Source organism: Plantibacter sp. H53 (assembly GCF_001650455.1).
GTDB classification, from domain to species: domain Bacteria; phylum Actinomycetota; class Actinomycetes; order Actinomycetales; family Microbacteriaceae; genus Plantibacter; species Plantibacter flavus_A.
The window spans coordinates 17927-43366 of the sequence record NZ_LWCT01000015.1 but is presented as its reverse complement, the minus strand read 5'-3'; the positions used below and the strand labels follow the sequence as shown (position 1 = coordinate 43366).

Below are 25440 nucleotides of genomic sequence, written 5' to 3'. Positions count from 1 at the left end.
CCCTGCCGCCGCGTCACCGTCCGATGAGCCGCTCGGATTCGTCCCAGAGTCGACGGGCGTCGTCCAGGTTCCGCATCGGCGGCCAGAGTGCCGGGAGGAGCGCGGGTCGGCCACCCATCGTGCGGACCGGTCCGTAGAACTCGTCGCCTCGCGCGGTCGGTGCCGTCGCGGCCATGAGCGCGGGCTGAGCGGCACTCGACACCGTGCCTGCGACGCCGAGGCGTGAGAGCAGGCGGACCACACGACGGGCTCCGGTGTCGCGCTGTCGGCCCATGCCCGGCTGGGCGGCCAACAGGTTGGTGGGGGAGACGCCGGGGTGCGACAGGTTGCTGGAGACACCCCAGCCGCCGGCTCGGCTCCGAGCATCGAGTTCGCGGGCGAACAATGCCACGGCGATCTTGGACTGCTGATAGGCCCGCATCCCGTCGTAGCTGCTCTTCCAGTCGAGGTCGTCCCAGTTGATCGATCCGCTCCGGGCGGCGATGCTCGTCTGGTGCGTGACGCGCGCTCCACCGGCCTTGAGCAGCGGTAGCAGACCGAGGGTCAGCGCGAAGTGGCCGAGGTGGTTGACGCCGAACTGCAGCTCGAAGCCGTCCCGCGTCTCCTGCCGCTCCGGTGGCGTCATGACGCCCGCGTTGTTGACGAGCAGGTCGATCGGGCGACCCTCCGCCGAGAGCTGGTCGACGAGCGCTGTGACGGAATCCAGGGAGGCGAGGTCCAGACTGCGGACCGACACCGTCGCGCCGGGAACCGCTGCACGGATGCCGTCGGCGACGTGCGCGCCCTTCGTGGTCGAGCGCACGGGCAGGACGACCTCGGCACCCGCCCGGGCGAGGTCGGTTGCGATGATCCGACCGAGGCCGTCGCTCGCGCCGGTGACGACGGCGAACGACCCGGTCAGGTCGGGGATGGTGAACGCGGGTGTTCTTGGCATGGTCGTTCCTTCGTCGTGGGTGTCGCCGTGGTCCGGCGTGTGGGAACCACTCTCGACGGTCGGTTTCGGCCGGTCCAGGACCGGCTCATCCACTGATCGGCGATCCGTGGCTGGCACCGCTCTCGCACGATAGAAAAGAGGTCCACGGACCGCTGCACGACGAGGAGACGCGACATGATCGATCGGCACGGCCTGGCGACCTTCCTCAGCCACCGTCGGCACCAGCTGCAGCCGGAGGACGTCGGGCTTCCGCGCGGTCCGCGGCGACGGACGGACGGCCTCCGCCGGGAGGAGGTCGCGGCGCTCTGCAACATGTCGACCGACTACTACGCGCGGCTCGAGCGCGGCGTCGGGCCTCAGCCGTCCGAGCAGATGATCGCGGCGATCGCGCAGGGCCTGCGTCTCTCCCTCGATGAACGGGACCACGTCTTCCGGTTGGCCGGGCGCACGCCTCCCGCGCGTGGAGCGCACGGCGACCACGTCGGCCCCGGTCTGTTGCGGATCCTCGACCGCCTGCAGGACACCCCCGCCGAGATCATCAACGAACTCGGCGAGACGCTTCGCCAGACCCCGATGGCCGTCGCACTCAACGGCGACGCCTCCCGGTTCACCGGGGACGACCGGAGCCTGGGCTACCGGTGGTTCACCGACCCGACCGCGAGCGCGGCCTACGCGCCCGCCGATCGCCTGCTGCTCTCGCGCGTGTACGCCGCCGGGCTCCGCGAGGTCGTCACGATGCGCGGTCCCGGATCGCGTGCGGAACGCCTCGCGAACGCACTGCTGGAACGGAGCGAGGACTTCCGCGAGTTGTGGGCCGCGCAGGAGGTCGGTCTCCGGCCGACGGAGGTCAAGCGGTTCCTCCACCCCGAGGTCGGCGAGCTGGAACTGCACTGCCAGACGCTGTTGGACCCCGATCAGTCCCACCGGCTGCTCGTCTACACGGCCGAGCCCGGGAGTGAGAGCGCCGAGAAACTCCGGCTCCTCGCCGTCATCGGTGCGCAGACCCTGCCGGGCCGGCCGGCGGGCTCCTGAGCCTGACGCCCGGGTTCGCCGCTCCCAGCACGCCCGGAGCCCTTCGGCAAGCCCCACCCCGGATGGAGGCGCCTGCCCAGCCTCCCGGCTACAGTGCGAGCCAAGCACCACCACGTCCCGTGCTTCGCGGGACGGGCACGCACATCGAAGGAGAGCACCCCATGTCAGACCTCCGAATCGCCATCATCCTCGGCAGCACCCGCCCCGGCCGAAACGGCAAGGCAGTCGCCGACTGGGTCGTCGAGCAGGCCGCCGGTCGGAGCGCGAGCTACGAGCTCATCGACCTGCTCGACCACCCGCTGCCTCTCCTCGACGAGCCGACGCCGCCGTCGTTCGGGGCATACGAGAACGAGCACACGAAGGCCTGGGCGGCGACGATCGCGCCCTACGACGGATTCGTCTTCGTCACGCCCGAATACAATCACTCCACCTCCGCCGTCTTGAAGAACGCCGTCGACTACCTGTACGCCGAATGGAACAACAAGGCCGCCGCGTTCGTGGCGTGGGGAAGCCTCGGCGGTGCCCGCGCGATCGAACACCTTCGCGGCATCAGCGCGGAACTGCAGATCGCGGATGTGCGGCAGCAGTTGAGTTTCTCGCTCTTCACCGACTTCGAGGACTTCAGCACCTTCACGCCCGGACCCCAGCACACCGAAGCCGCCGGGGTGCTGTTCGACCAGCTCGAGGCGTGGGCAGGCGCGCTGAAGCCGCTGCGCGCCTGATCGAAGGACCGAACGCTCGGCGATTCCGCCTCCCTCGTCGGCCCGAGGTCAATGGGTCAACGCCGGCGGGCTCCTGAGACCGGCGGTCGGCGCCTGGGTGTCCGCTCAGCCCGTCGGCTTCCTACGGGCCCGGGAACGGGCGCAGCTCAAGGCGGCCGTTGCGGGCCATCGGGTGGTGGGCGGCGATGTCGATCGCCTCATCGAGGTCGGCGCATTCGAGGATGTCGAAGCCCCAGAGCGTGTCGGTCGCTCCCGGGATCGGTCCTTTGGTGACGAGTCGCTCACCGGCGCGCACACGGACGCCGCACGCCTCGCTCGGGTCAAGCACGTCGCCGAGAAGACGACGCCCCGTCGTGTCGAGCGCCTGGACCCAGTGGTCGACGTCCGCGTCATCGGCTGGCTCGTCGGGCACGGGGTCCGTGAGGACGAACATCATGAATCGCATACGTTTCCTCTCTCTCCACGCTCGTGAGAGCGCACTCGTGGTCGTCATCGGACCGGGTCGACGACCGGTACTGCGCTCTCGTCGCGCCAGAGGGTCTCGATGGGAATCGACCGACCGAGGACGCGCTCGGCGGCCCGGTGGCCGGAGTGCAGGGCCGCTGTGACGGTCGCCGGGTCGTCGGTCCACGTCGCCTCACCCGCGAGGTGGAGGACGTCGCCGACCGGGGTCGCGAGGGCGTCGTGGTCCGCGGTCGTCGAGCCGACGGTCATGTAGGCGTAGGACCCGCGGGAGAACGGGTCGTCCTGCCACCGGGCGACGTGCACCTCCGTCGGCTCCTCGACACGGTCGCCGTACAGACGCCGCAGTTGGTCGAGGATCGACTCGACGACGCGCGACTCGTCCCAGTCCCGGATCTCCACGGCCGTCGGGCCGGCGGCGAACGTCAGCAGGGTCGGGGCGCCGTGCGCCGTCGTCAGGTCGTACCAGGAGTGCCACCGGCGACCCTCCGGCCCCTGCTGGCGGATCGCATAGACGCCGTCGTCCCAGAACCGTCGCTCGAAACGCAGGAACACCTTCTCGAACGCGTTCATCCGCAATCGTGAGAGGGCGCCGGCGACCGGCTCCGGCAGCGGGGGATCGATCGCGAACTCTTTCGACTGCAGGACCCCGACGGGCACCGTCACCACCACCGAGCCCGCGCGCAGCACCACCTCGCCCGTCGGCCCCTGTGCGGAGACCTCGATGCCGTCCGTGGACCACCACACATTCGTCACCACGTGCTCCAGGCGCACGTCGAGCCCCTCGGCCAGCCGTCGCGGGAGCACGTCGTAGCCGTCGGGGAACACGACCTCGTCACCGTCGATCGCGTCGTCGTCGAGCCCGTGCGCCGCGAGGTCCTCGATCCACGCGCCGTACTGCTCCTCCGAACGATGCTCCAGGTACTCACGGACCCGCTGCGCCCGCTCGGTTTCCCACGCCTGCAGGGCGAGTGCCGCCTCGGTCACGTCACGGTACGACGCGTCCGGGGCCGACTCGGCGACGACACCGAGCAGCGTCGCATCGAGGGCATGGACGTCCTCGGCGAAACCGCGAGCCTCGGCGTCCGACAGGCGCCTGCCGTCGGGACCGTAGTACGCGATCGGTCGGCTGTCCGGCTGGTAACCACCGACGGTGAACTCGACCGTCCGCATCCCGAACGCCTCGGCCGCCGCGGCGACCGCGCTGTCATCGACACCGTGCACCCATGACGCGCCGAGATCGGTCACCCGCCCGTCGCGACGCTCGGTCGACACCCGCCCGCCGACCCGGTCGCGGGCCTCGACGACGACCACCGCGCGTCCGGCGGCCGCGAGCAACCGTGCGGCGACGAGCCCCGCGACGCCGGCACCGACGACGACCGTGTCGAAGCGGGTGTCTGCTTCGGGCCGCTGCGCCGATGCCTCGTCCGACGCGCTCATCGCGGGTCGCCCATGTCGCCGGTGGCCGGTGTGCCGTCGATCCGTTCGTAGCGAAGGTGGACGGTCCCGGCGGGGGAAGTGGTCGCGGGGCCGAGCAGGCGCAGTGTGGACGGGACCGTGCCGGTCGCGAAGACGCGCTTCCCGGTGCCGAGCGTGATCGGGTACACCCAGAGGTTCAGCTGATCGAAGAGCGCGTCGGCCAGCAGGGTCTGCACGAGGTCGAGGCTGCCGATGACGTGGATCTGTGAGTGACGCTCGCGAAGAGCTCGAACGGCCTGGGGGAGGTCCGGTCCGAGCTGCGTCGAGTTCGCCCACCCCAGCTCCTGCGGCTCGCGTGATGCGACGTACTTCGGCAGTCGGTTGAAGAGCCTCGCGATGCCGTCGTCCTGGCCACCCTCCTGGTGCGGCCAGTACCCGGCGAAGATGTCGTAGGTCCGGCGCCCGAGCAGGAGGGCGTCCATACCCACCATGCCGGCGTCGATCTGCTCCCCGTCGACCTCGTCGATGAGCGGCGCCTGCCAGCCACCGAACGCGAACCCGTCGCTGGGGTCCTCCTCGGGCCCGCCGGGTGCCTGCGCGACGCCGTCGAGGGTCATGAAGAGGTCGATGTGGATGCGTCCCATGTCCTGCTCCGATCTGCTGCACTCACGATCCACCGGCGGGCAGGCGGTGTCAACGGCTGTCGGCTGGGAACGCCCTGCCGAAAGGGCGTCGGTCGCGCCCCGGGCGAGTAGCGTTCGGAGTGGATTCGCTTGCGCACAACGGTGCTCGAGCAGGACGTCGTTCGACAGATGAGAGGCATCACACCATGACCGATCTGGACACCATCCCCGTCACCACCCTCGACGGCCGGGACACGACCCTCGCGGAGTGGGACGGGAAGGCCAAACTCGTGGTCAACGTCGCGAGCCGCTGCGGCCTCGCACCGCAGTACGAGAAGCTCGAGGCACTCCAGAAGCAGTACGCCGACCGCGGCTTCACGGTGATCGGGTTCCCGAGCAACCAGTTCCTGCAGGAGCTCGGCGACAACGAGAAGATCGCCGAGTACTGCTCGGCCACCTGGGGCGTCACCTTCCCGATGATGGACAAGGTGAAGGTCAACGGCCGCAACCGGCACCCGCTCTACCAGGAGCTCGTGAAGACCGCCGACGCGAACGGCAAGGCGGGCAACGTCAAGTGGAACTTCGAGAAGTTCCTCATCGCGCCCGACGGGACCGTTCACCGCTTCCGTCCGACGACCGAGCCGGACGCCCCCGAGGTCATCGCCGCGATCGAGGAGATCCTTCCCGCGTGACGCCGAGACGGCCGGGAGCGCTCACCGGTAGGTGACTCCGGTGAGCGCCTCGGCCGTCTTCCAGAGCTCGGCGGCGACGTGCTCGTCGCGGGCCGCCGAGGTCCGGCCGACCGGCTTCGGACCACCACGCATCTCCCCGAAGCCGCTCGGACCGTAGTAGCCGCCGGGCTCGACGTCGGGCGAGGTCGCCGCATACAGCGTCGGACGTGCACCCATGTCCGCGCTCTGACCGAGGAGCCGGGTCCCCCATGCGAGGAGTGGACCCTGCGCGGACTCGGTGTGCGACTGGAGCTCGGTCGACGCGAAGCCGGGGTGCGCGGCCACGGACAGCACCGAGGACCCCTCCGCCGTGAGGCGTCGCTGCAACTCGGCCGAGAACATCAGATCGGCGAGCTTCGACTGGCCGTAGGCCGACCAGCGCCGATACGTCCGGCTGCGCCAGTTGAGATCGGTCAGATCGATCTTGCCGGCCCGGTGCGCGGCACTCGACAGCGTCACGACCCGCGTGGTGATGCGGTCGATCAGGAGGCCGGTGAGTGCGAAGGGCCCGAGGAAGTTCGTGCCGATCTGCATCTCGAAGCCGTCGGTCGTGCGACGTTCGGGGACCGCCATGACGCCCGCGTTGTTGATCAGTACGTCGACCCGCTCGACGCCGTCGGCGAATCGACGGACGGACGCCAGGTCGGCGAGATCCAGTTGCCGCACCTCGACGTCGCCGGTCATCGTCGCCGCCGCCCGCGCGCCCTTCTCGGTGTCGCGGCAGGCGAGGATCACGGCGGCACCGCGGGCGGCGAGCTCGCGGGCCGTCACCGCGCCGATCCCGCTGTTCGCACCGGTCACGATCGCGACGCGGCCATGCTGGTCGGGGATGTCTGCTGCGGTCCAGGGGCTCATGAGGGCGACGTTACGCCATCACGATCTTCCGATTACACATATCGTTCACAGCTTCACCGATATATCGTTGAGCATCGTTCACGTACGACGGAGGAGAGCAATCATGGGTGGATTCCCAAGCGGTGGCGCAGGATTCGGTGGCGCAGGGTTCGGTAACGGTGGAGGCTTCGGCAGCGGAGCCGGCTTCGGGACCGACGGCATGTGGCAGATGATGGAACAGCTGCGTTCGAAGTTCGAGAAGAGCGCCGGCTCCCGTGTCGGCCGCGGCGACGTCCGCTCCGCCGTGCTGGCCCTCCTGGCCGAGCAGCCGATGCACGGCTACCAGATCATCCGCGAGATCGAAGAGCGCAGCGGCGGCTCCTGGAAGCCCAGCGCAGGCTCGGTGTACCCGACGCTGCAGCTCCTCTCCGACGAGGGCATCATCACGGCCGAGGAGTCGGGCGGTCGCAAGACCTACGCGCTGACCGAAGCCGGTCGCGACGAGGTCGCCGAGTCCGGGGCGTCCGCTCCGTGGCAGAACGCCGACTCGTCCGACCACCCCGGCTTCACCGCCCTGCCGAAGGCCGGTGTCGAGCTGGCCCAGGCCGCAGCCCAGGTCGGCCGCACCGGAACGCCCGAGCAGGTCCAGCAGGCCGTCGCCATCCTCGACGACGCTCGCAAGCGCCTCTACGCGATCCTCGCCCAGGACTGACCGAGTGTCGTCGACCGGCGGGACGCCCAGCGACACGGCGTCCCGTTTCGGCGAGCTCCCCTTGAGCGGGCGGGCCGGCGTTCCAGCCGGTCCGCCCGCTCATGGGCGTGCCCGGTACCGTCGCATCCTCCGCTTCGCGAGCTGGCACCTGGCCGCCGCCTGGTGGTTCGAGATCGTCCTGCCGCGGTTCGGACTCATCAAACTGACGGAGCGGACCCGCACTCGCCGCATGCAGAAGTTCGCACGACGCTTCCACGTGCTCGCCGTCGACCTCGGCGGCCTCATGATCAAGGTGGGCCAGTTCATGTCGTCGCGCCTCGACGTGCTCCCGCCGGAGATAACGAAGGAGCTCGAAGGCCTGCAGGACGAGGTCCCGCCCGTCGCCTTCCCTCGCATCCGCGCGCTCGCCGAGTCGGAACTCCGCGTGCCGCTCTCGCAGGTCTTCGCCGGCATCGACGAACGTCCCGTGGCAGCAGCCTCGCTCGGACAAGCGCACCGCGCCATGCTCGCGCCGGCGCTCGCTGCCGACACCGGGCTCGACGCCGTCGTGCTCAAGGTCCAGCGGCCGGGCATCGACGAGATCGTCGCAGTCGACCTCGCCGCCCTCCGCAAGGTGGGCGGCTGGCTGCGCCGTGTCCGGCTCGTCTCCGACCGCGTCGACATGCCCGCACTCGTCGAGGAGTTCGCCGCGACGAGCCTCGAAGAGATCGACTACCTCCATGAGGCCGCGAGTTCCGAGCGGTTCGCCGTCGATTTCGCCGGGGACGACCGCGTCTCCGTGCCCGCGGTGGTGTGGGAGCGAACGACCCAGCGCGTCCTGACGCTCGAAGACGTCACCGCCATCAAGATCACCGACGCGGACGCCCTGCGCGCCGCCGGCATCGACCCGGTCGACGTGGCACCCGTGTTCGCAGCCGTCATGTTCGACCAGCTCTTCACCAACGGCTTCTTCCACGCCGACCCGCATCCCGGCAACATCTTCGTGACGCCCGTCGACGGCGCCCCGGGGGAGCGACCCTGGAAGCTGACGTTCATCGACTTCGGGATGATGGGCGAGGTTCCACCGAACACGAGGCGCGGCCTCCGGAAGCTCCTCATCGCCGCCGCATCGCGCGACGGCAAGGGCCTGGTCGACGCGATCCGCGACCTCGGCGTCCTCCTGCCCTCGGCCGACACGACCGAGCTCGAGCGGGCCATGACCGCACTGTTCGGACGCTTCGGCGGCATGGGGTTCGCAGAACTGCGCGACGTCGACCCGAAGGAGTTCCGAGACTTCGGCAACCAGTTCAGCGAGGTCATCCGCACGCTGCCGTTCCAGCTGCCCGAGAACTTCCTGCTCATCATCCGTGCGATCTCGCTCACCTCCGGTGTCTGCAGTGCCCTCGATCCCGAGTTCAACCTCTGGGACTCCGTCGAGCCCTACGCCGCGCAGCTGCTCCGTGACGAACGCGGCAACGTCGTCCAGGACTTCGGTCGCGAGGCACTCGACATCGCCACGGTCGCCGTCCGCCTGCCGAAGCGTCTCGACGCGGTCATCACGCGGGTGGAAGCCGGCGCGGTCGCGACCACCAACCCGAGACTGGAACAGCGGATCGCGCGGCTCGACCGCACGACGGGCCGGGTCGTCTCCGCCGTGCTGTTCGCCGCGCTCCTCGTCGCTGGAGCCGTCCTCCGAGCCGACGACGCCGTGCTCGGCACCGTCTTCATGGTGGTCTCCGTCGTACCGCTCCTCCACGCACTGTTCTCGGGGCGACGCGGCCGCTGACCTGGCGTGCGGTCGTCGCCACGGCACATTCCTGACGCGAAAACCTGGGTCATCGGTCCATAGGCCGGTCTCCGGAGCTCCAGCACACTTGCCTGAATCGATCGGGCAAGCACGAAGGAGCACCACCGGATGGAATCGTTCGACGTCGCGGTTGTCGGCATGGGAGCTCTCGGCAGTGCCGCCGCCTACCACCTCGCCCGTCGGGGCGCAAAGGTCGTCGCCTTCGAGCAGTTCGAACTCGGGCACGTCCGCGGCGCCTCGCACGACACCTCGCGGATCGTCCGGACGTCGTACGGGGCTCCGCAGTACGCGCGACTCGCGCAGTCGGCGTACCGCGACTGGGCTGACCTCGAGCAGGAGTCGGGCGAACGGTTGCTCACCATCACGGGTGGCGTCATCTTCCTGCCGGTCGACGGACCCTACTCGGCCACCGACTTCACCGCGGCCCTGGATGAGTGCGGGGTGCCGCACGAGCTGCTGACGCCGGTCGAGGTGCAGGCGCGCTGGCCGCAGTTCCGGATCCCCGAGAACGTGGAGACGGTCTACACCGCCGACACCGGCATCGCCCACGCGGCCCGTACCGTCGCGACGCTCCAGCTCCGTGCTCGGGCGCTCGGGGCGGACATCCGCGACCGCACCCGGGTCGACGCACTCACCCCTGACGGAGCCGGCGTCGTCGTGCAGACCTCCAGCGGGCCGGTGCGTGCCGGCAAGGTCGTCCTCGCCGCCGACGCCTGGGCGAACGAGCTGCTCGAGCCGCTCGACGCGGCGATCCCGCTCGACGTGATGCAGGAGCAGGTCACCTACTTCCGCCCGTCCGATGCCGAGCAGCTCGATCGCGAGCGGTTCCCGGTGTGGATCTGGGAGGACGAGGAGTGCTACTACGGCTTCCCGACCTTCGGGGAACCGACCGTGAAGGCCGCACGCGACGTCTCGGAGAACCGCATGTCGCCGGCGGAGCGCACCTTCGTCCCGTCGCCGGAGCTCACCGGGCAGCTGGCCGACTTCATGGCGGACCTCGTGCCGGCGTCGGGCCGCGAGCTCCGCACGGTGACGTGCCAGTACGCGCTCACCCCGGACCGGAACTTCGTCCTCGGCCCGCTCGAGGAGCACCCGGACGTCATCGTCGCCCTCGCCGCCGGTCACGGCTTCAAGTTCACGCCCGCGTTCGGACGCATCCTCGCGGAGCTCGCACTCGACGGGCGGACGAGCGACGACATCTCGAGCTTCGCCCCGTCCCACGCCCGCAGCGCCGACCGCGTCTCACCGATGCCGACCTCCGTGAGCTGATCCCATGGCGCGATACATCGTCTCCCGGGTCCTGTCGTCGCTCTTCGTCCTGTTCGTCCTGTCCGTCCTCGTCTTCTCGATGGTCCGGGTGATCCCGGGCGACCCCCTGTCGGCGTTCGCGGACCCCTCGAACCCCGACCCGGCCGCACTCGACGCCCTCCGCACGGAGCTCGGCCTCGATCGACCCTGGCTGACGCAGTACCTCGCGTGGCTGCTCGGTGTCCTGCAGGGTGACTTCGGACGAGCCATCACCGTCCCGAACGAGGTGTCCAACCTCATCGCCCAGCGCCTCCCGCTCAGCCTCACCCTCGCCGTCATGGCGACCCTGTTCGGGACCGTCCTCGGCATCCCGGCCGGTGTCCTCGCAGCGACCCGGTGGCGTCGGGCCCCCGACAACGCGGTCCGAGGGCTGTCCTTCGTGCTCCTCGCGACGCCGCCGTTCGTGCTCGGCACCGTCCTCATCCTCGTGAACTCACTCACCCTGCGCCTGCCGCTCGTGGGTACGGCGGGGGCGAGCGGGGATCCGCTGCGACTCGTGGGCGTGCTGGTCCTGCCGGCGCTCCTCATCGGTCTCGTCCTCGCGGCGATCGTCGCCAGGTACACCCGCGGCACCCTGCTCGACACGCTCGGACAGGACTTCGTCCGCACGGCGCGGGCCAAAGGGGCGTCACCGTCCCGACTGGTCGGCCGGCACGCGCTGCGCAACGCCCTCATCCCGGTCACGACCGTGATCGGGATCGAACTCGCCGCGCTCGTCGGCGGGACGGTCGTCATAGAGACCGTGTTCGCGCTCCCCGGGATGGGCTCGCTCCTCCTCACCGGCATCCGCTCGTCCGACTACCCGATCATCCAGGCGACGGTGCTGCTCATCGGCACGGTCTACGTGCTCATCAACTTCATCGTCGATCTGATCTACCCGCTGATCGACCCACGAGTGAGGGTCCACACGTCATGACGGTCACCCGCGCCATCGCGCTCGCGAAGATCGACGGCCGCCGCCGTCGCAACGGGTTCGGCCCCGCCTTCTGGAGTGGATCCGGCATCCTCGTCGGCATCCTCCTGCTCGCCGGGTGGATGACCCTCGCGCCGCCCTACGACCCGTTCGCCGCGTCCGGACCGGCCCTCGCCGCGCCGAGCCTCGACCACCTGCTCGGCACCGACAACCTCGGTCGCGACAACCTCACCCGCCTGGCGCTCGCCGCACGGACGAGTCTGCTCATCTCGGGCGCCGCCGCCCTACTCGGCGCGGTCATCGGTACGGCCTTGGGGCTCGTGGCCGGGTACCTCGGCGGCTGGGTCGATGCGATCATCATGCGGATCGTCGACGCGGCGCTCGCCCTGCCCGCGATCCTCGTCGCGCTCGTCGTCGGGGTCGTCATCGGCACCGGGCCGTGGCCGCTCATCATCGCGCTCGGCCTCGTGTTCGCGCCGGGATTCGCCAGGGTCATGCGAGCCCCGGTCATCGCGCTGCGCGAACGGGACTTCGTCCTCGCAGCGACGCTCAGTGGCGTGCGGGGACATCGGGTGATCGTCGAGCACCTGCTCCCCAACGTCCTGACGCCGCTCTTCGTGCAGTTCGCGTCCGTCGCCTCGCAGGTGGTCCTCATCGAAGCCGCGCTCAGCTACCTCGGTCAGGGTGTCCAGGCGCCCGAACCCTCGGCCGGCCGCATGATCAGCGAGTTCACGCGCTTCATGCAGGTGCAGCCCCTCCTCATCGTCCTGCCCTCCCTCGTGATCATCCTGCTCTCGGCGGCCTGGAACCTCCTCGCCGACGGGCTCCAGGACCACTTCGCCCCGAGGCGGGAGCCCGCGTTCTCGCTCGGCCGCCCACGCGGGCGTCGGGGAACGGCAGTGGCGCACCACGGCACGTCATCCCGCACCACCATCGACGCGGCGTCCACGGACGACGCTCCAGAGAAGAGGCAGCAATGAAGACACGCATCCTCGCGGGGACGGTCGCCATCGTGGCGGCGTCCCTCGCGCTCAGCGGCTGTGCGCCCGGCGGATCCACGGCCGACGCGGGCGGCGACCCGGTCGCCGGCGGCACCCTGCACTGGGGCGTCCCGGCCGAGCCGTCGGCCGGCGGACTCGACCCGATGGCCGCCAGCGCGATCGCCGCCGAGGTCATCAACGCCGTCGCGTACGACACGCTGCTCGCGAAGGACGACGACGGCGAGGTCATCCCGGCGCTCGCCACCGAGTGGTCGCAACCGGACGAACTCACCTGGGTCTTCGAGCTGCGCGACGATGTCACCTTCGCCGACGGCAGCGCGTTCAGCGCCGACGACGTCGTCTACTCCTTCACCCTCATGAAAGAGGCCACCACGTCGGCGAGCACCTACCTGGCGAACGTCTCGAGCATCGAGAAGACCGGTGAGACCGAGGTCACGTTCCGGTTCAGCGCACCGGACGGCACCTTCGTGGACGCGGTCTCCGCACGCCAGACGTTCTTCATCGTGAGCGAGGAGGGCTATGGCGCGGCGACCCCGGACGAGCGGCAGCGGACCACTTTCGGGACCGGCGCGTTCCAGGTGACCGACTGGAGCGACGGTGTCAGCGTCACGATGGCGAAGAACGAGAACGCCTGGCAGGACACGAAACCGTACCTCGACGAGATCGTCTTCGACTTCATCCCCGACGAGTCCGCACGCCTCGCCGCGCTGCAGCAGGGCAGCATCCAGGCCGCGTACTTCACGGACGGGAGCCTCGCCGATCAGGCGGTCCAGGCTGGATTCACCCTCGGGGAGGCGTCCTACCGCCAGAACCTCGCGATCTACATCAACCCGGAGACCGGGCCGCTCGCCGACATCGACGTCCGTCGCGCCGTCGCGCTGTCCCTCGACCGCCAGGCCCTCGTCGACACGGCGATGCTCGGCTACGCCGCGCTGTCGTTCGTGCCACCGGCCGGTGACCCCGGCGCGCTCGACCCGAAGGGGCTGCCGTACTACGAGCGCGACGTCAGCCGCGCGAAGGAACTCCTCGCGGACGCCGGCCAGCCGAACCCGACCATCACGCTCAGCTACATGGGCGACGTCGCGCAGTCGCACCACCCCGTCTACGAGATGATGCAGCAGCAGCTCGCCGAAGCGGGCATCACCCTGAAGCTCGACGCGAAGCCGCTGTCAGAGATCGCCCCGGTCTTCACGACCGGTGAGAGCTGGACCGATCTCGTCGCCATCCCGGGCAGCCCTCGTGCGGCGTCGCTGTTCTACTACGACCCCGTGCTCGTCGACGGCGGGGTCTACAACCACTGGGAGGGGAACCCCGAGGCGGATGCGGCTCGAGAGCTCTTCCAGCAGGCGAAGAGCGCCTCGGACCCGGCCGAGTACGCCGAGCTCGTCGACCAGCTGGCAGAGGAAGCGGCCGAGCAGGTGCTCGAGATCGTGCCGGTCGCGGTCCCGGTCTACTTCGAGGTCTGGGACAGCGCCAAGCTGCACGATTACCAGAGCGACGCGTACTACTCCAGGTACCGGCTCGACGAGGCCTGGCTGAGCCAGTAGTCCTGTCGTCCACCCCACCGTCCCTCCCGCACCACTCGAGCGAAAGCTGGTCTGACCATGGATCGAGACGTCGACGCCCTCCACGTGGAGAGGCTGAGCATCGCCTACGGTGGCGCTGCGCCATCGGTGCAGGACGTGTCCCTGCGCGTCGGTCCGGGGGAGATCGTCGGGGTGATCGGCGAGTCCGGGAGCGGGAAGTCGAGCATCGCCCTCGCGATGATGGGGCTGCTGCCGGACTCGGCGACGGTCACGGCGTCCCGCCTCGACGTCGCGGGGACCGACATGCAGGGCGCCACGGAACGGGACTGGTCGGGGCTCCGCGGAGCGCGCGCCTCGATGGTGTTCCAGGAGCCGATGTCCGCCCTCAACCCGTGCATGCGGATCGGGGCGCAGATCGCCGAGGTCCTCCGCATCCACGGGATCGCCGACAAACGGCAGGCTCGGGCGCGGGCGTTGGAGATCCTGCACCTCGTGCGGATGCCCGACGCGGAACGACGGCTCGGCTACTACCCCCACCAGCTGTCCGGCGGTCAACGCCAGCGAGTCGTGATCGCCATCGCGGTGGCCGCCGGACCGACCCTGCTCGTCGCGGACGAGCCGACGACCGCGCTCGACGTGACGGTGCAGGCACAGATCCTGGAGCTGTTGCGGACTCTGCGCGACGAGACGGGGATGGGCGTCCTGTTCATCAGCCACGACCTCGGCGTCATCGGGCAGCTCTGCGAGCGGGTCGCCGTGATGTACCGCGGGCGCATCGTCGAGACCGGCCGCGCCGAGCGGGTCCTCGCGGACCCGCAGCATCCGTACACCCGGGCGCTCCTCGAGAGCATTCCGCGACCGTCGGTGCCGGTGCGGTCGCCGTTGGCGGTCATCCCCGTCGACAACGACTTCGCCGAGGCGCCGGCGGTCCTGGAGGAGGTCCGATGAGCGACACTCTGCTCCGCGTCGACGGCGTCACGCAACGGTTCGGACACGGTGAGCACGCGACGCTCGCGCTCGACGACGTGTCGCTCGAAGTGCGTCGGGGCGAGACGCTCGGACTCGTCGGAGAATCCGGCTCCGGGAAGAGCACCCTCGCCCGGGCGATCCTCCTGATGCGGCGACCGAGCTCGGGCTGCATCGAGTTCGACGGTGGCGACGTCTCGCGGCTCCGTGGGTCGGCGCTGCGGACGCACCGGCGGCGGGTGCAGATGGTGTTCCAGGACCCCAACGACTCCCTCGACCCGCGCTTCACGGTGGCACGTTCGATCGCCGAACCGCTCGTCGCCGCAGGGCTGGGGGCGGCAGCTCGTCGAGCTCGGGTCGTCGAGTCGCTCCACCAGGTGGGGCTGCCGGGGGACGCCGCGGGGCGCTTCCCTCACGAGTTCTCCGGTGGGCAACGGCAGCGCATCGCGATCGCCAGGGCCATGGCGGCGAAGCCGGAGTTCGTCGTCCTGGACGAGCCGACCTCGGCCCTCGACGTCTCCGTGCAGGCGCAGGTGCTCAACCTGCTCGTCCGCCTCCAGGAGGAGACGGGCGTGACCTACCTCTTCATCACCCACAACCTGGCGGTCGTCCATCACGTCGCGCATCGGGTGGCGGTGATGCGCAACGGCCGCGTCGTGGAGGAGGGGACGGGGGAGCAGGTCATGACCCGACCTCAGGACGCCTACACGCGCGAACTCCTCGAGTCGATGCCCGTCCTCTACCGGACCTGATCCCACCCACCGATCGACGACCACCAGGAGGAACCGGATGCGCGTGCAACGACTCGGCGACAACGCTCACGAGGTGGCCCTGTACGAGGGCCCGGGCCGGATCGATCTGGAGTGGTACTTCCAGCAGACCACGGCCCTGCCGTCATCGGTCATGCGGTATCGCCTCGAACCCGGAGCAGCAGAGGGAGAGCACCTCCACCTGGAGGGTGACGACGCGAGTTGTTCGCCGAACAGCTCCGACGAACTGTACGTCGTCACCGCGGGCGAACTCGTCGTGACCTCGGGTGAGCACCGGAGGCTGTTGCGATCCGGCGACGCGTTCTATGCGCCGGCCGGGCTCGTCCACGGTGTCCGCAACGAGTCCGACGCCGTGGCCGAGATGATCCTCGTCTTCGGCCGGCCGACGGGCAACCCGTTCCCGCAGTCGGGCGCGGAGGCCTTCGCCGCGGACACGGACCGCTGATCCGGCGACCTCGCCTACCGTCCGGCCTGCAACTGCTCACGGAGCTCGTCGAGACGGACGGCGATGCCGAGCCGGAACATGCGCTCGTCCTCGCGCCAGGACGCTCCGAGCACCTGGTCGAGCCGGTCGAGCCGCTGGAGGATCGTGTTCGTGTGGAAGTTCAGGGCGCGCGCCGTGCGGGTGGGGCTCGCGTTGTTCCGCACGAACGCACGCAGCGTCCCGAGCAGGTCGGCGTTCCGCTCGGCGTCGTAGCGCCGGACGAGTCCGATGGTGTCGCGCAGGAAGTCGGCGAGCGCCCGCGCATCGGTGTCGAAGATCGCGGAGTAGGGCAGGAAGTCGTCGGTCGATGCGGTGAGGTCCGAGAGTTCCAGCGCGGCGATGAGTCTGGCGGTACGCATCGCGCTGGTGAACGCGGAGGTGAGGGCGTCGGGAGCGGTGCGGGGTACGACGGCGACGACGGGCTGCTGGATGCTGCCGGCGACGTGTCGGCGGACGGCGTCGGCGTCGAGCGGCCGGCGGTCGGAGGCGTGTGCGGCGACGACGTACCCGCGGTACTCGCCGACGAGCGCGTGGTCGTCGAGTCGGCGGCTGAGCGCCCGGGCGGCGGTGGTCTGCTGGTCTCCCGGGACGGCGAGGAGGAGCAGGGAGTCGAGTTCGCGCAGGTCGATGCCGAGGCGCCTGGCGCGTCGTTCGACGTCGGATCGGCGTTCGGGCACGTCGTCGAGGAGGTCGGCGATGAGTTCGCTGCGGACGCGGTGGTCTGCGCCCGAGGCCGCCTCCTGCTGCAGCTCGAGGAGGGCCGCGACCTGGGCCGCGCGTTCGACGGTGCGGAGGTCGACGGCGCCGAGCTCGAAGTCGCCGTCACCGAGGATGAGCACGCCGAAGTGCCGGCTGCCGGCGGACAGGGCGGCGACCGCTCCGACACCACCGCTCGCGACCAGGACGCAGTGGCCCGAGCGACGGCTGTCGGTGATGGCTGCGCGGGTGGCGTCGTCGAGGTCGAGCATGCCGGGGGAGAGCGGGAGCCCTGCCGCAGCGATCACCCGGTCCTGCGCGTCGGTCACGGCGACCGCACGGCCGAGTGCGGTGGCGAGCGTCTCCGCGACGGGTGCGAATCCGCCCCCCGCGAGGACCGCCTGGACGAGTTCCTGGTGGACGGTGTTCGCCCGGTCGCGTTCGACGAGGTGGGCGGTGAGGTCCGCGAGGTTCCGTCGGCTGGCGTCCTCGGAGTCTTGCAGGTCGCGGAGGGTCTGCGTCGTCTGGAGGATGACCGAGGCGTGGTCCGCGAGCGCCGCCAGGAGCGCGACCTCGTCGGGGGAGAAGTCCTTCCGGTCGCGGTTGCCGACGAACAGGACGCCGAGGACGTCGTCGCTCGTGAGCATCGGCACGCCGAGCAGGGAGACGAGCCCCTCCGCTGCGACCGCGTCATCGATGCCGCGCTCGTGTCGGTCGGTCGAGTAGTCGGAGTAGTCCGCGACCCACTGGGCCGTGCGCGATTCGACGACGACGCTCGCGAGCCCTCGCCCGGGAGGCACCCGGAGCGTCTGGAACGACGGACTGACGGAGCCACTCGTCTCGCGGACCCGCAACTCGTGCGTGACCGGGTCGAACTCGGACAGGTAGGCCAGATCGACACCCATCATCTGGTGGGCGCGCTGGACGAGCCTGGCGAGCACGGCGTCGCTGTCGCGGAGCTCGGCCAGTTCACGGGCGCTGGAGAACAGGGCGGAGAGCTCGTGCTCGCGGCGTCGCAGCCGGATCAGCTCCCGCTCGGTGTCGTGGACGGGGTCGGCGTCGACGAGGTCGGTGGCCGTTCGCATGTCGGCAGGCTCTCGCATCGGGTCTCCTGACTGGTCCCTCAGGAGTCTAGAGCGACGGCCGGTCCAGCGGGGTGTGGGATCCACCCACACGATCGTTGATCCGCTGAGTCATCCACCCATCGTCGTCGACGATCACCGCTCCTAGGGTCGTCTTGACCGCAGCACCGAGGATCCGGTGTCTGCCTGTACCGAAGGGCGACCCATGCCGAGAAACAGCCGAATCCAGGGGCTGCGCGACCACACGCCGGACGAGCGGCTCGAGCTCGTCGCCGAGGGGGCCGGGATCGAGGCGGAGGCGCTCGCCGCACTGCGACCCGACGCCGGCCTGTCGATCGCCCAGGCGGACCACCTGGTGGAGAACGTCGTCGGCGTCATCGCCATCCCGGTGGGCGTCGCGACGAACTTCACCATCGACGGCCAGGACCGACTCGTCCCCATGGCGACCGAGGAGCCGAGCGTCGTCGCCGCGGCTTCCAACGCCGCCCGCATCGCGCGCGTGCACGGCGGCTTCCGGACGTCGTCGTCGGGCGACGTCATGATCGCGCAGATCCAGGTCCTCGACGCGGTCGACCCGCACGCCGCGCGGCTCCGTGTCCTCGAGGCCCGGGACGAACTGCTCGCCCTCGCGAACGAGCTCGACCCGATCCTCGTCTCCTTCGGCGGTGGCGCCCGAGACATCGACGTCCGGATCCTGCCGACGCGCGTCGGGACGCAGGTCATCGTCCACCTCCACGTCGACGTCCGCGACGCCATGGGCGCGAACGCCGTGAACACGATGGCGGAGGCGATCGCGCCCCGCATCGCCGAGATCGCCGGATCGCGGACCCTCCTGCGGATCCTCACGAACAAGGCCGATCAGCGCATCACCCGGGCGAGAGCGGTCTTCGACGCCGACCTCCTCGGTGGTGCGCAGGTCGTCGCCGACATCGTCGCCGCGAGCGCGTTCGCCGAGGCCGATCCGTACCGGGCGGCCACGCACAACAAGGGCATCATGAACGGCATCACGGCCGTCGTCCTCGCCACGGGCAACGACACCCGGGCGGTCGAAGCCGGTTGCCACTCTCACGCGGCGCGGTCCGGTCGCTACTCGGCGCTGTCACAGTTCGAGCAGGACGCCGACGGGAACCTCGTCGGCACGATCGAGGTCCCACTGGCCGTCGGACTCGTCGGTGGAGCGACGAAGGCACATCCGACGGCGCAGGCGGGCGTCACCCTCCTCGGCGTCGAGACGGCCCGGGAACTCGCGGCCGTCATCGCCTCCGTGGGCCTCGCCCAGAACCTGGCCGCGTGCCGGGCACTCGCCGCCGAGGGCATCCAGCGCGGCCACATGACCCTGCACGCCCGGACGATCGCGGCGAGCGCCGGCGCGACCGTGGACGAGATCGGGGCGGTCGCGTCGAGGATCGTCGCCGACCGTCGGATCCGGGTCGAGTACGCGCGTGAGGTGCTCGACGAGCTCCGGGCGACGTCGGCATGAGCGGCCTTCCGCAGCCCCGGATGGAACCGGTGGACGGTCTCCCGACCCGGGTGCGCGTCTACGAGGTGGCACCGCGGGACGGGCTGCAGGCCGAGACGGACATCCTGCCGACGGCGTTGAAGGCGGAACTCTGTCGGCGCCTGTACGAGGCGGGGTCGCGGGACCTCGAGGTGACGAGTTTCGTACCGGCCACCTGGATCCCGCAGTTCGCGGATGCGGAACGGCTCGTCGCGGGACTCGAGGTGCCGACGGGTGCACGCGCCGTCGCCCTCGTGCCGAACCTGCGCGGCCTGCAGCGGGCGATCGACGCGGGTGTCCGGCAGGTCTCCGTGGTCGTGAGCGCTTCGGAGTCGTTCGCCAGGGCCAATCTCAACACCTCGCGCGAGGGGGCCGTCGAACGGGCCGAGGAGGTCGTCGCCGCCGCGACCGCGGAGGGCGTCCCGGTGCGCGGCTACGTGTCGATGGCGTTCGGGGACCCCTGGGAGGGTGCTGTCGATCCGGCGACGGTCGTCGAGGCCGCCGTGCGGCTCGACCGCGCCGGGTGTTCGACGGTCGCCGTCAGCGACACGATCGGCGTGGGGACGCCCGGGCTCACGACCCGCGTCGTCCGGGACGTGCTCGCCGCCGGGATACCGGTCGAGGCGGTCGCGCTGCATCTGCACGACACCTACGGGCAGGGACTCGCCAACGTGTACGCGGCGCTCTCCCTGGGCGTCGCCGAGTTCGACTCCTCCGTGGGTGGCCTGGGTCGCTGCCCGTACGCGAAGGGCGCCACCGGTAACCTCGCAACCGAGGACCTCGTGTGGATGCTCCACGGGCTCGGGATCGAGACCGGGCTCGACCTCGGGGCCCTCGCCGCGACGACCGCCTGGTTGGCGCGCGTCCGGGGCGTCGCAGCCCCCTCGAACGTGGCGACGGCCCTGGCGGCCGCAGCGTCCGCGGTCGAGACCCCGAGCACCGCAGGAGGCGGCAGATGAGGCACACCCCCGAGTACGTCCAGGGCGACGTCGAAGCCGTCCGCGCACTCGTGCGCGAGCACCCCTGGGCGACGGTCGTCAGTCACGTCCCCGGTCGTGGGCTCGTCTCGTCGCACTATCCGGTCCTGCTCGAGGAGGACGAGGACGGGATCGTGCTCCTCAGCCACGTCGGGCGGCCGGATGAGCGACTGCACGAGCTCGGCCAGCATGAGGTCATGGTGATCGTCTACGGGCCCCAGGGGTACGTGTCCCCGAGCTGGTACGACACCTCGCCGGCCGTCCCCACCTGGAACTTCGCGGTCGCTCACCTGTACGGGGTGCCCGAACTGCTCTCGGACGAGGAGAACCTGCAGGTACTCGACCGCCTCGTCGCCCACTTCGAGCGTGTGCTGCCCGAGCCGTACCTGATGAACGGGACGATCGCGAACAGCGAGTACGCGGCGCGCATCGTCCACGGGACGGTCGGGTTCCGCCTGCGCGTGACCCGGTTCGAGGCCAAGGAGAAGATGAGCCAGGACAAACCGGCCGCGGTCGTCGAACGGGTCGTCACGGCGCTCGGGGAGCCGGGTCCGTACCAGAACGTGACCCTGGCCGCCCGCATGGCCGCCCTCCATGGGCTCGACACGGGGACGACGGCGCCGACCACCGACGACGGGACACGGACACCGTGACCGAGCTCACGCTCCGGAATGCACGGCCCTCCGGCGGCGAGCCCGTCGACATCCTCGTCCGCGACGGTCGGATCGCCGAGATCGGACCGGCCGGGACGGTCCAGGCGTCCGGCGAGGTCGTGGACGTCGCCGGACGCACCGTCGGACCGGGGCTCTGGGACGCCCACGTCCACATGACCCAGTGGGTGATCCAGCGGCGCCGGATCGACCTGACCGCCACCGCGAGCGCGGCCGACGTCCTCGCGGCCGTCCGTCGCGCGGTCGACACCGATGCACCCCTCACCGACGGGTTCCTCATGGGGTACGGCTTCCGCGACGGCCTGTGGACGCAGCAGGCGACCCTCGCCGCGCTGGAGGCCACCGAATCGGACGTACCGGTCGTCCTCGTCAGCGGCGACCTGCACTGCGCCTGGATGAACACGCGCGCCGCGCGACGCCTCGGCTTGGACCTCGACGCGAGCGGTGTCGTCGCCGAAGCACCGTGGATCGAGGCGCTGCAGCGGATCGACCAGCGCTCCGGGCTCGCCGCGCACGCCTACCGGGACGCCGCCGACGCGGCAGCCCGCCGCGGCGTCGTCGGGATCGTCGAGTTCGAGAACACCGACAACCTCGGCGAGTGGTCCGAGCGCATCGCGGACGGCGCGACGAGCCTGCGGATCGAGGCCGCCGCGTGGCCCGACCGACTAGAGTCCGTCATCGCGGCGGGACTCCGCACCGGCGACGCGATCGACCCGGCCGGACTCCTCACCATGGGACGACTCAAGGTCGTCGTCGACGGTTCCCTCAACACGAGGACCGCCTGGTGCTGGGACCCGTATCCGGGCGTCGACCCCTCGAGCCCGCACGCCTGCGGGGTCGAGAGCGTCTCCGTCGACGAGCTTCGCCGACTGCTGGAACGAGCGAGGAGCGCCGGGATCGAGGCGGCCGTCCACGCGATCGGCGACCGAGCCAACACCGAGGTCCTCGACACCTTCGAAGCGCTCGGGATGCGTGGCGTCATCGAGCACGCCCAGCTCGTGCGCGAGCAGGACTTCGCCCGGTTCGCGAGCCTCGGGCTCATCGCGAGCGTGCAACCCGAGCACGCGATGGACGACCGCGACGTCGCCGACCGCCACTGGAGCGGCCGCACGGGTCGCGCCTTCGCGTTCGGATCCCTGCACCGCGCAGGCGTCGGCCTCCGACTCGGCTCGGATGCTCCGGTCTCGCCCCTCGACCCGTGGCAGGCGATCGCCTCCGCGACGAGCCGGAGTCGAGACGGCCGCGACGCCTGGCACCCCGAGCAACGGCTCCCGCTGGACGTGGCCCTGGCCGCGAGCGTCCGGACGTCGATCGCGGTCGGACAGCCCGCCGACCTCGTCATCACGGACCTCGACCCGTTCGACGCCGACGCCGAACGGCTGCGGTCGATGCCGGTCGCCGCGACCCTGCTCGGCGGTCGATTCACCTGGCGCGCGATCTGATGGCAGCCGAGACCGAGACGGAGACCCCCACCGTGACGCCGCAACCCACCGCGACGCCGACCACCTCGCAGCTCTTCACGAACGCCCGGGTGTTCACCGGCACCGACGAGACGGACGTCGCCTCCGCATTCCGCATCGTCGACGGCCGCTTCGACTGGGTGGGCGAAGCGTCCGCCATCGCGGGGGAACCCGCGGTCGACCTCGGCGGACGCACCGTGCTCCCCGGCCTCATCGACAGCCACACCCACCCGGCGCTCATGGCCGCCACTGCTGTGGCCGCCGAGTGCTTCCCGCCGTCGGTGGTCTCGATCGACGGACTCGTGGAGCGGCTGCGTGAGCACCAGGCGACCCTGACCGCGCCGAGCGCCTGGGTGCTCGGCCGAGGGTTCGACGACACGAAGTTCCCCGAGGGGCGGATGCCGACCGCGGCCGATCTCGACACGGTGTCCGCCGAACGCCCCGTCCTCGTCTGGCGCTGCGACGCCCATTCCGCCGTCTGCAACACCGCGGCGCTCCGCCTCGCGGGCATCACGGCCATCACGCCCGACCCGGCCGGAGCACGTTTCGAACGCGGACCGGACGGCGAACCGAACGGCGTCCTCACCGAGATCGCCGCGGTCGATGCGGTCGCCAGGTTCATCCCCGTGCCGGAACGCGACGAGCAGGTCGCCTCGCTCGTCGCGATCGGCGAGGAACTGGCCTCGCGAGGGATCGTCGCCGTGTGCGACCTGCTGTCCAACCGGCTGCACGACCCCCTCGACGCCTTCCGCGCCGCTGCCGCCAAGGGGCTCCGCACCCGCGTCGCCCTCTACCCGGGCTGGGACCCCTCCGCGCCACTCGACGAGCTGACCCCTGACGATCGCGAGGGGCGGATCCGCATCGGCGGGGTGAAGGTCGTCCTCGACGGGGCCTACTCGAACCGCACCGCCTGGGTCGCCGAACCGTATCCCGAATCCTGCGACCACGGACTCCGACTCGTCGAGGACGACGACGTGCTCGCAGCCGGCGCCTGGGCTCGCCGCAACGGCGTCCAGCTCGCGGTGCACGCCATGGGTGATCAAGCGCTCGACCGCGTCGCGAGCCTCTTCGCAGACCAGGAGCCTTGGCTCGACGGTATCCCGTCCGTCCGCATCGAGCACGCGACCATCATCAGCGAGGAGTACGCCGAACGGCTCCGCGCGGCGCGCATGACCTTCGGGATCGCGACCCACACCGTGTTCTTCTTCGCCGAATACGACGGCTACGAACTCGCACTCCGCGCCGAACAGGTCCCCGACGCCTACCCGATCGCCCGGTTGTTCCGCACCATCGGGCCACTCGCGCTCTCCTCCGACCGCCCCGCCACCGCCTGGAGCGGCGCCGACGACGTCATGCTCTCCGTCGAGGCCGCCGTCCGACGACAGGCCTACAACGGCGCCGACTTCGTCCCCGAGGAAGCCGTCAGCGTCGCCCAGGCGCTCCTGCTGTACACGGGACGAGCCGGCCTGCTCTCGCCGCTCGACAGCGTCGGTCGGATCGCCACGGGGTACGACGGCAGCTTCGCCGTCCTCGACCGCGACGTCTTCTCCGTCCCCGCGGACGAGATCGCCAGCGTCAGGGTCGCCGAGACGTGGATCCGCGGTGAGCAGGTGTACCGGCGCTCGCCGCACGTCGAGGCGATGCGCTCGTGACCGGCTTCCAGGAGGACGCGACGGCGATACGCGACGAGCTCGTGGCGGTCCGGCGCGAACTGCACCAGGCCGTCGAGGTCGGCCTCGACCTGCCCGCGACCCAGGGGATCATCCTGCGCGAACTCGCCGGGCTCGGCCTGGAGGTCACGACGGGCACCGGCCTCTCCTCGGTCGTCGCCGTCCTCCGGGGTGGTGCTCCGGGCCCCACCGTGCTGCTCCGTGCCGACATGGACGGTCTGCCGGTCACCGAGGCGACCGGGCTGCCGTTCGCGTCGACGTCCGGAGCCATGCACGCCTGTGGCCACGATCTCCACATGGCGGGCCTCCTCGGCGCCGTCCGCCTGCTCGCCGCCCGTCGCGCCGACCTCGCCGGCACGGTCGTGTTCATGTTCCAGCCGGGGGAGGAGGGCCAGGCCGGCGCACGGCTCATGCTCGAGGAAGGTCTGCTCGACATCGCCGGAGAACGACCCGTCGCGGCGTACGCACTGCACGTGGACTGCAGCACCCCACGCGGGCAGCTCGTCACGCGGGAGGGCGCGATGATGGCGAGTGCCAACGCCTTGCAGCTCACCATCCGTGGGACGGGCGGTCACGCGGCCTTTCCGCACCTCGCCGTCGACCCGGTGCCGGTCGCCGCACACCTCATCCTCGCGATGCAGACCTTCGCGGCCCGTCGGCTCCCGGCCACCGACCAGGCCGTCATCTCCGTCACCCGGGTGAGCAGCGACTCCGAGGCCAGCAACGTGCTCGCCTCGGCCGTCAGCCTGGAGGCGAACATCCGCACGCTGTCGAAGGCGACGCTCAACACGGTGCGCGAGCAGCTGCCCGAGCTGCTGACCGCGATCGCCGAGGCGCACGGCTGCACCCTCGAGTCGACGTTCATCGCGTCCTACCCCGTCACCGTCAACGACCCGGAGGAGACGCGGTTCGTCCTCAGCACGCTCGACTCACTCGTAGGGCCAGACCGGGTCATCCGCCAGGAGGTGCCGTCGATGGCGTCGGAGGACTTCGCCTACATCCTCGACGAGGTCCCCGGCACGCTCGTCTTCGTCGGCGCCGCCCCCGACGAGGGATCCGTCGCGCTGCACTCCGAGCGCGCGGTGTTCGATGACGGCGTTCTGGACCTGCAGGCCGCGGTGCTCGCCGAACTCGCCTGGAGGCGACTCCGGCTCCGTTGACCG

Annotated in this window: 24 protein-coding genes; 18 read left to right on the top strand and 6 right to left on the bottom strand. The window is 70.6% G+C overall.

What is annotated here, in order from left to right:
- Positions 1-13: 13 nt before the first annotated feature.
- Positions 14-934: an SDR family oxidoreductase gene (locus A4X17_RS09735; RefSeq protein WP_064295501.1), complete on the bottom strand. Its 921-nt coding sequence runs from the start codon at positions 932-934 to the stop codon at positions 14-16.
- Positions 935-1108: 174 nt separating this feature from the next.
- On the opposite strand from A4X17_RS09735, the gene A4X17_RS09730 reads away from it, so the two are divergent.
- Together A4X17_RS09730 and A4X17_RS09725 are read left to right on the top strand one after the other, a co-directional pair.
- Entirely contained in the window at positions 1109-1966 is an 858-nt protein-coding gene (locus A4X17_RS09730; protein ID WP_064295474.1) for a helix-turn-helix transcriptional regulator, read from the top strand.
- A gap of 161 nt (positions 1967-2127) precedes the next feature.
- The gene (locus A4X17_RS09725; protein WP_064295473.1) at positions 2128-2688 is read left to right on the top strand and encodes an NADPH-dependent FMN reductase; all 561 of its coding nucleotides are present in this window, start codon (positions 2128-2130) and stop codon (positions 2686-2688) included.
- Positions 2689-2809: 121 nt separating this feature from the next.
- On the opposite strand, the gene A4X17_RS09720 is transcribed toward A4X17_RS09725, so the two are convergent.
- From A4X17_RS09720 to A4X17_RS09710, 3 genes are read right to left on the bottom strand one after another with little or no spacing between them, the layout of a single operon-like run.
- Positions 2810-3133: a YciI family protein gene (locus A4X17_RS09720; RefSeq protein WP_064295472.1), complete on the bottom strand. Its 324-nt coding sequence runs from the start codon at positions 3131-3133 to the stop codon at positions 2810-2812.
- A 44-nt stretch (positions 3134-3177) separates the two neighbouring features.
- On the bottom strand, positions 3178-4590 hold the full coding sequence (locus A4X17_RS09715) for an NAD(P)/FAD-dependent oxidoreductase (RefSeq protein WP_064295471.1): 1413 nt from the start codon (positions 4588-4590) through the stop codon (positions 3178-3180).
- Positions 4587-5213 (bottom strand): dihydrofolate reductase family protein, encoded by a 627-nt coding sequence (locus A4X17_RS09710; RefSeq protein WP_064295470.1) that lies wholly within the window; start codon positions 5211-5213, stop codon positions 4587-4589. Before A4X17_RS09710 ends, A4X17_RS09715 begins: the two co-directional genes overlap by 4 nt.
- A 185-nt stretch (positions 5214-5398) precedes the next feature.
- Between A4X17_RS09710 and A4X17_RS09705 the strand changes: the two genes are divergently transcribed.
- Positions 5399-5884, top strand: a complete 486-nt coding sequence (locus A4X17_RS09705) for a glutathione peroxidase (RefSeq protein ID WP_064295469.1) — start codon at positions 5399-5401, stop codon at positions 5882-5884.
- A 21-nt stretch (positions 5885-5905) separates the two neighbouring features.
- Here A4X17_RS09705 and A4X17_RS09700 read toward each other — a convergent pair whose 3' ends face one another.
- A complete protein-coding gene (locus A4X17_RS09700) occupies positions 5906-6778 on the bottom strand; it encodes an oxidoreductase (RefSeq protein WP_064295468.1) in 873 nt (290 codons plus the stop codon).
- Between the two features lie 103 nt (positions 6779-6881).
- Here A4X17_RS09700 and A4X17_RS09695 point away from each other — a divergent pair, with 103 nt between their 5' ends.
- From A4X17_RS09695 to A4X17_RS09655, 9 genes are all read left to right on the top strand, one after another.
- Positions 6882-7469: a PadR family transcriptional regulator gene (locus A4X17_RS09695; protein WP_369808452.1), complete on the top strand. Its 588-nt coding sequence runs from the start codon at positions 6882-6884 to the stop codon at positions 7467-7469.
- A gap of 61 nt (positions 7470-7530) precedes the next feature.
- On the top strand, positions 7531-9234 hold the full coding sequence (locus A4X17_RS09690; protein WP_064295499.1) for an AarF/ABC1/UbiB kinase family protein: 1704 nt from the start codon (positions 7531-7533) through the stop codon (positions 9232-9234).
- A 129-nt stretch (positions 9235-9363) separates the two neighbouring features.
- The gene (gene solA, locus A4X17_RS09685) at positions 9364-10524 is read left to right on the top strand and encodes an N-methyl-L-tryptophan oxidase (RefSeq protein WP_064295467.1); all 1161 of its coding nucleotides are present in this window, start codon (positions 9364-9366) and stop codon (positions 10522-10524) included.
- A 4-nt stretch (positions 10525-10528) separates the two neighbouring features.
- Complete coding sequence (locus A4X17_RS09680) at positions 10529-11479, top strand: ABC transporter permease (protein WP_064295466.1); 951 nt, start codon at positions 10529-10531, stop codon at positions 11477-11479.
- Positions 11476-12456, top strand: coding sequence for an ABC transporter permease (locus tag A4X17_RS09675; protein ID WP_064295465.1), 981 nt, complete (start codon positions 11476-11478; stop codon positions 12454-12456). Before A4X17_RS09680 ends, A4X17_RS09675 begins: the two co-directional genes overlap by 4 nt.
- Positions 12453-14024, top strand: coding sequence for an ABC transporter substrate-binding protein (locus A4X17_RS09670; RefSeq protein ID WP_064295464.1), 1572 nt, complete (start codon positions 12453-12455; stop codon positions 14022-14024). The genes A4X17_RS09675 and A4X17_RS09670 overlap by 4 nt, the downstream gene beginning before the upstream one ends.
- A 57-nt stretch (positions 14025-14081) precedes the next feature.
- Positions 14082-14951, top strand: coding sequence for an ABC transporter ATP-binding protein (locus tag A4X17_RS09665; RefSeq protein WP_064295463.1), 870 nt, complete (start codon positions 14082-14084; stop codon positions 14949-14951).
- Positions 14948-15721 carry an ABC transporter ATP-binding protein gene (locus tag A4X17_RS09660; protein WP_064295462.1) on the top strand — a complete coding sequence of 258 codons (774 nt, stop codon included), beginning with the start codon at positions 14948-14950 and terminating at the stop codon, positions 15719-15721. The genes A4X17_RS09665 and A4X17_RS09660 overlap by 4 nt, the downstream gene beginning before the upstream one ends.
- 37 nt (positions 15722-15758) lie before the next feature.
- Positions 15759-16184 carry a cupin domain-containing protein gene (locus tag A4X17_RS09655; protein ID WP_064295461.1) on the top strand — a complete coding sequence of 142 codons (426 nt, stop codon included), beginning with the start codon at positions 15759-15761 and terminating at the stop codon, positions 16182-16184.
- Between the two features lie 14 nt (positions 16185-16198).
- On the opposite strand, the gene A4X17_RS09650 is transcribed toward A4X17_RS09655, so the two are convergent.
- Complete coding sequence (locus A4X17_RS09650) at positions 16199-18004, bottom strand: GAF domain-containing protein (protein ID WP_064295498.1); 1806 nt, start codon at positions 18002-18004, stop codon at positions 16199-16201.
- Positions 18005-18206: 202 nt separating this feature from the next.
- Here A4X17_RS09650 and A4X17_RS09645 point away from each other — a divergent pair, with 202 nt between their 5' ends.
- Genes A4X17_RS09645 through A4X17_RS09620 form a run of 6 tightly spaced genes read left to right on the top strand, consistent with a single transcriptional unit; the run spans position 18207 to position 25437 of the window.
- A complete protein-coding gene (locus A4X17_RS09645) occupies positions 18207-19481 on the top strand; it encodes a hydroxymethylglutaryl-CoA reductase, degradative (protein WP_064295460.1) in 1275 nt (424 codons plus the stop codon).
- Complete coding sequence (locus tag A4X17_RS09640; protein WP_064295459.1) at positions 19478-20458, top strand: hydroxymethylglutaryl-CoA lyase; 981 nt, start codon at positions 19478-19480, stop codon at positions 20456-20458. Before A4X17_RS09645 ends, A4X17_RS09640 begins: the two co-directional genes overlap by 4 nt.
- Positions 20455-21129: an FMN-binding negative transcriptional regulator gene (locus A4X17_RS09635; protein ID WP_064295458.1), complete on the top strand. Its 675-nt coding sequence runs from the start codon at positions 20455-20457 to the stop codon at positions 21127-21129. Before A4X17_RS09640 ends, A4X17_RS09635 begins: the two co-directional genes overlap by 4 nt.
- Entirely contained in the window at positions 21126-22589 is a 1464-nt protein-coding gene (locus A4X17_RS09630; RefSeq protein ID WP_064295457.1) for an amidohydrolase, read from the top strand. The genes A4X17_RS09635 and A4X17_RS09630 overlap by 4 nt, the downstream gene beginning before the upstream one ends.
- Positions 22589-24259 (top strand): amidohydrolase, encoded by a 1671-nt coding sequence (locus tag A4X17_RS09625; protein WP_064295456.1) that lies wholly within the window; start codon positions 22589-22591, stop codon positions 24257-24259. Before A4X17_RS09630 ends, A4X17_RS09625 begins: the two co-directional genes overlap by 1 nt.
- On the top strand, positions 24256-25437 hold the full coding sequence (locus A4X17_RS09620; protein ID WP_064295455.1) for a M20 family metallopeptidase: 1182 nt from the start codon (positions 24256-24258) through the stop codon (positions 25435-25437). Before A4X17_RS09625 ends, A4X17_RS09620 begins: the two co-directional genes overlap by 4 nt.
- The last annotated feature ends 3 nt before the right edge of the window (positions 25438-25440 follow it).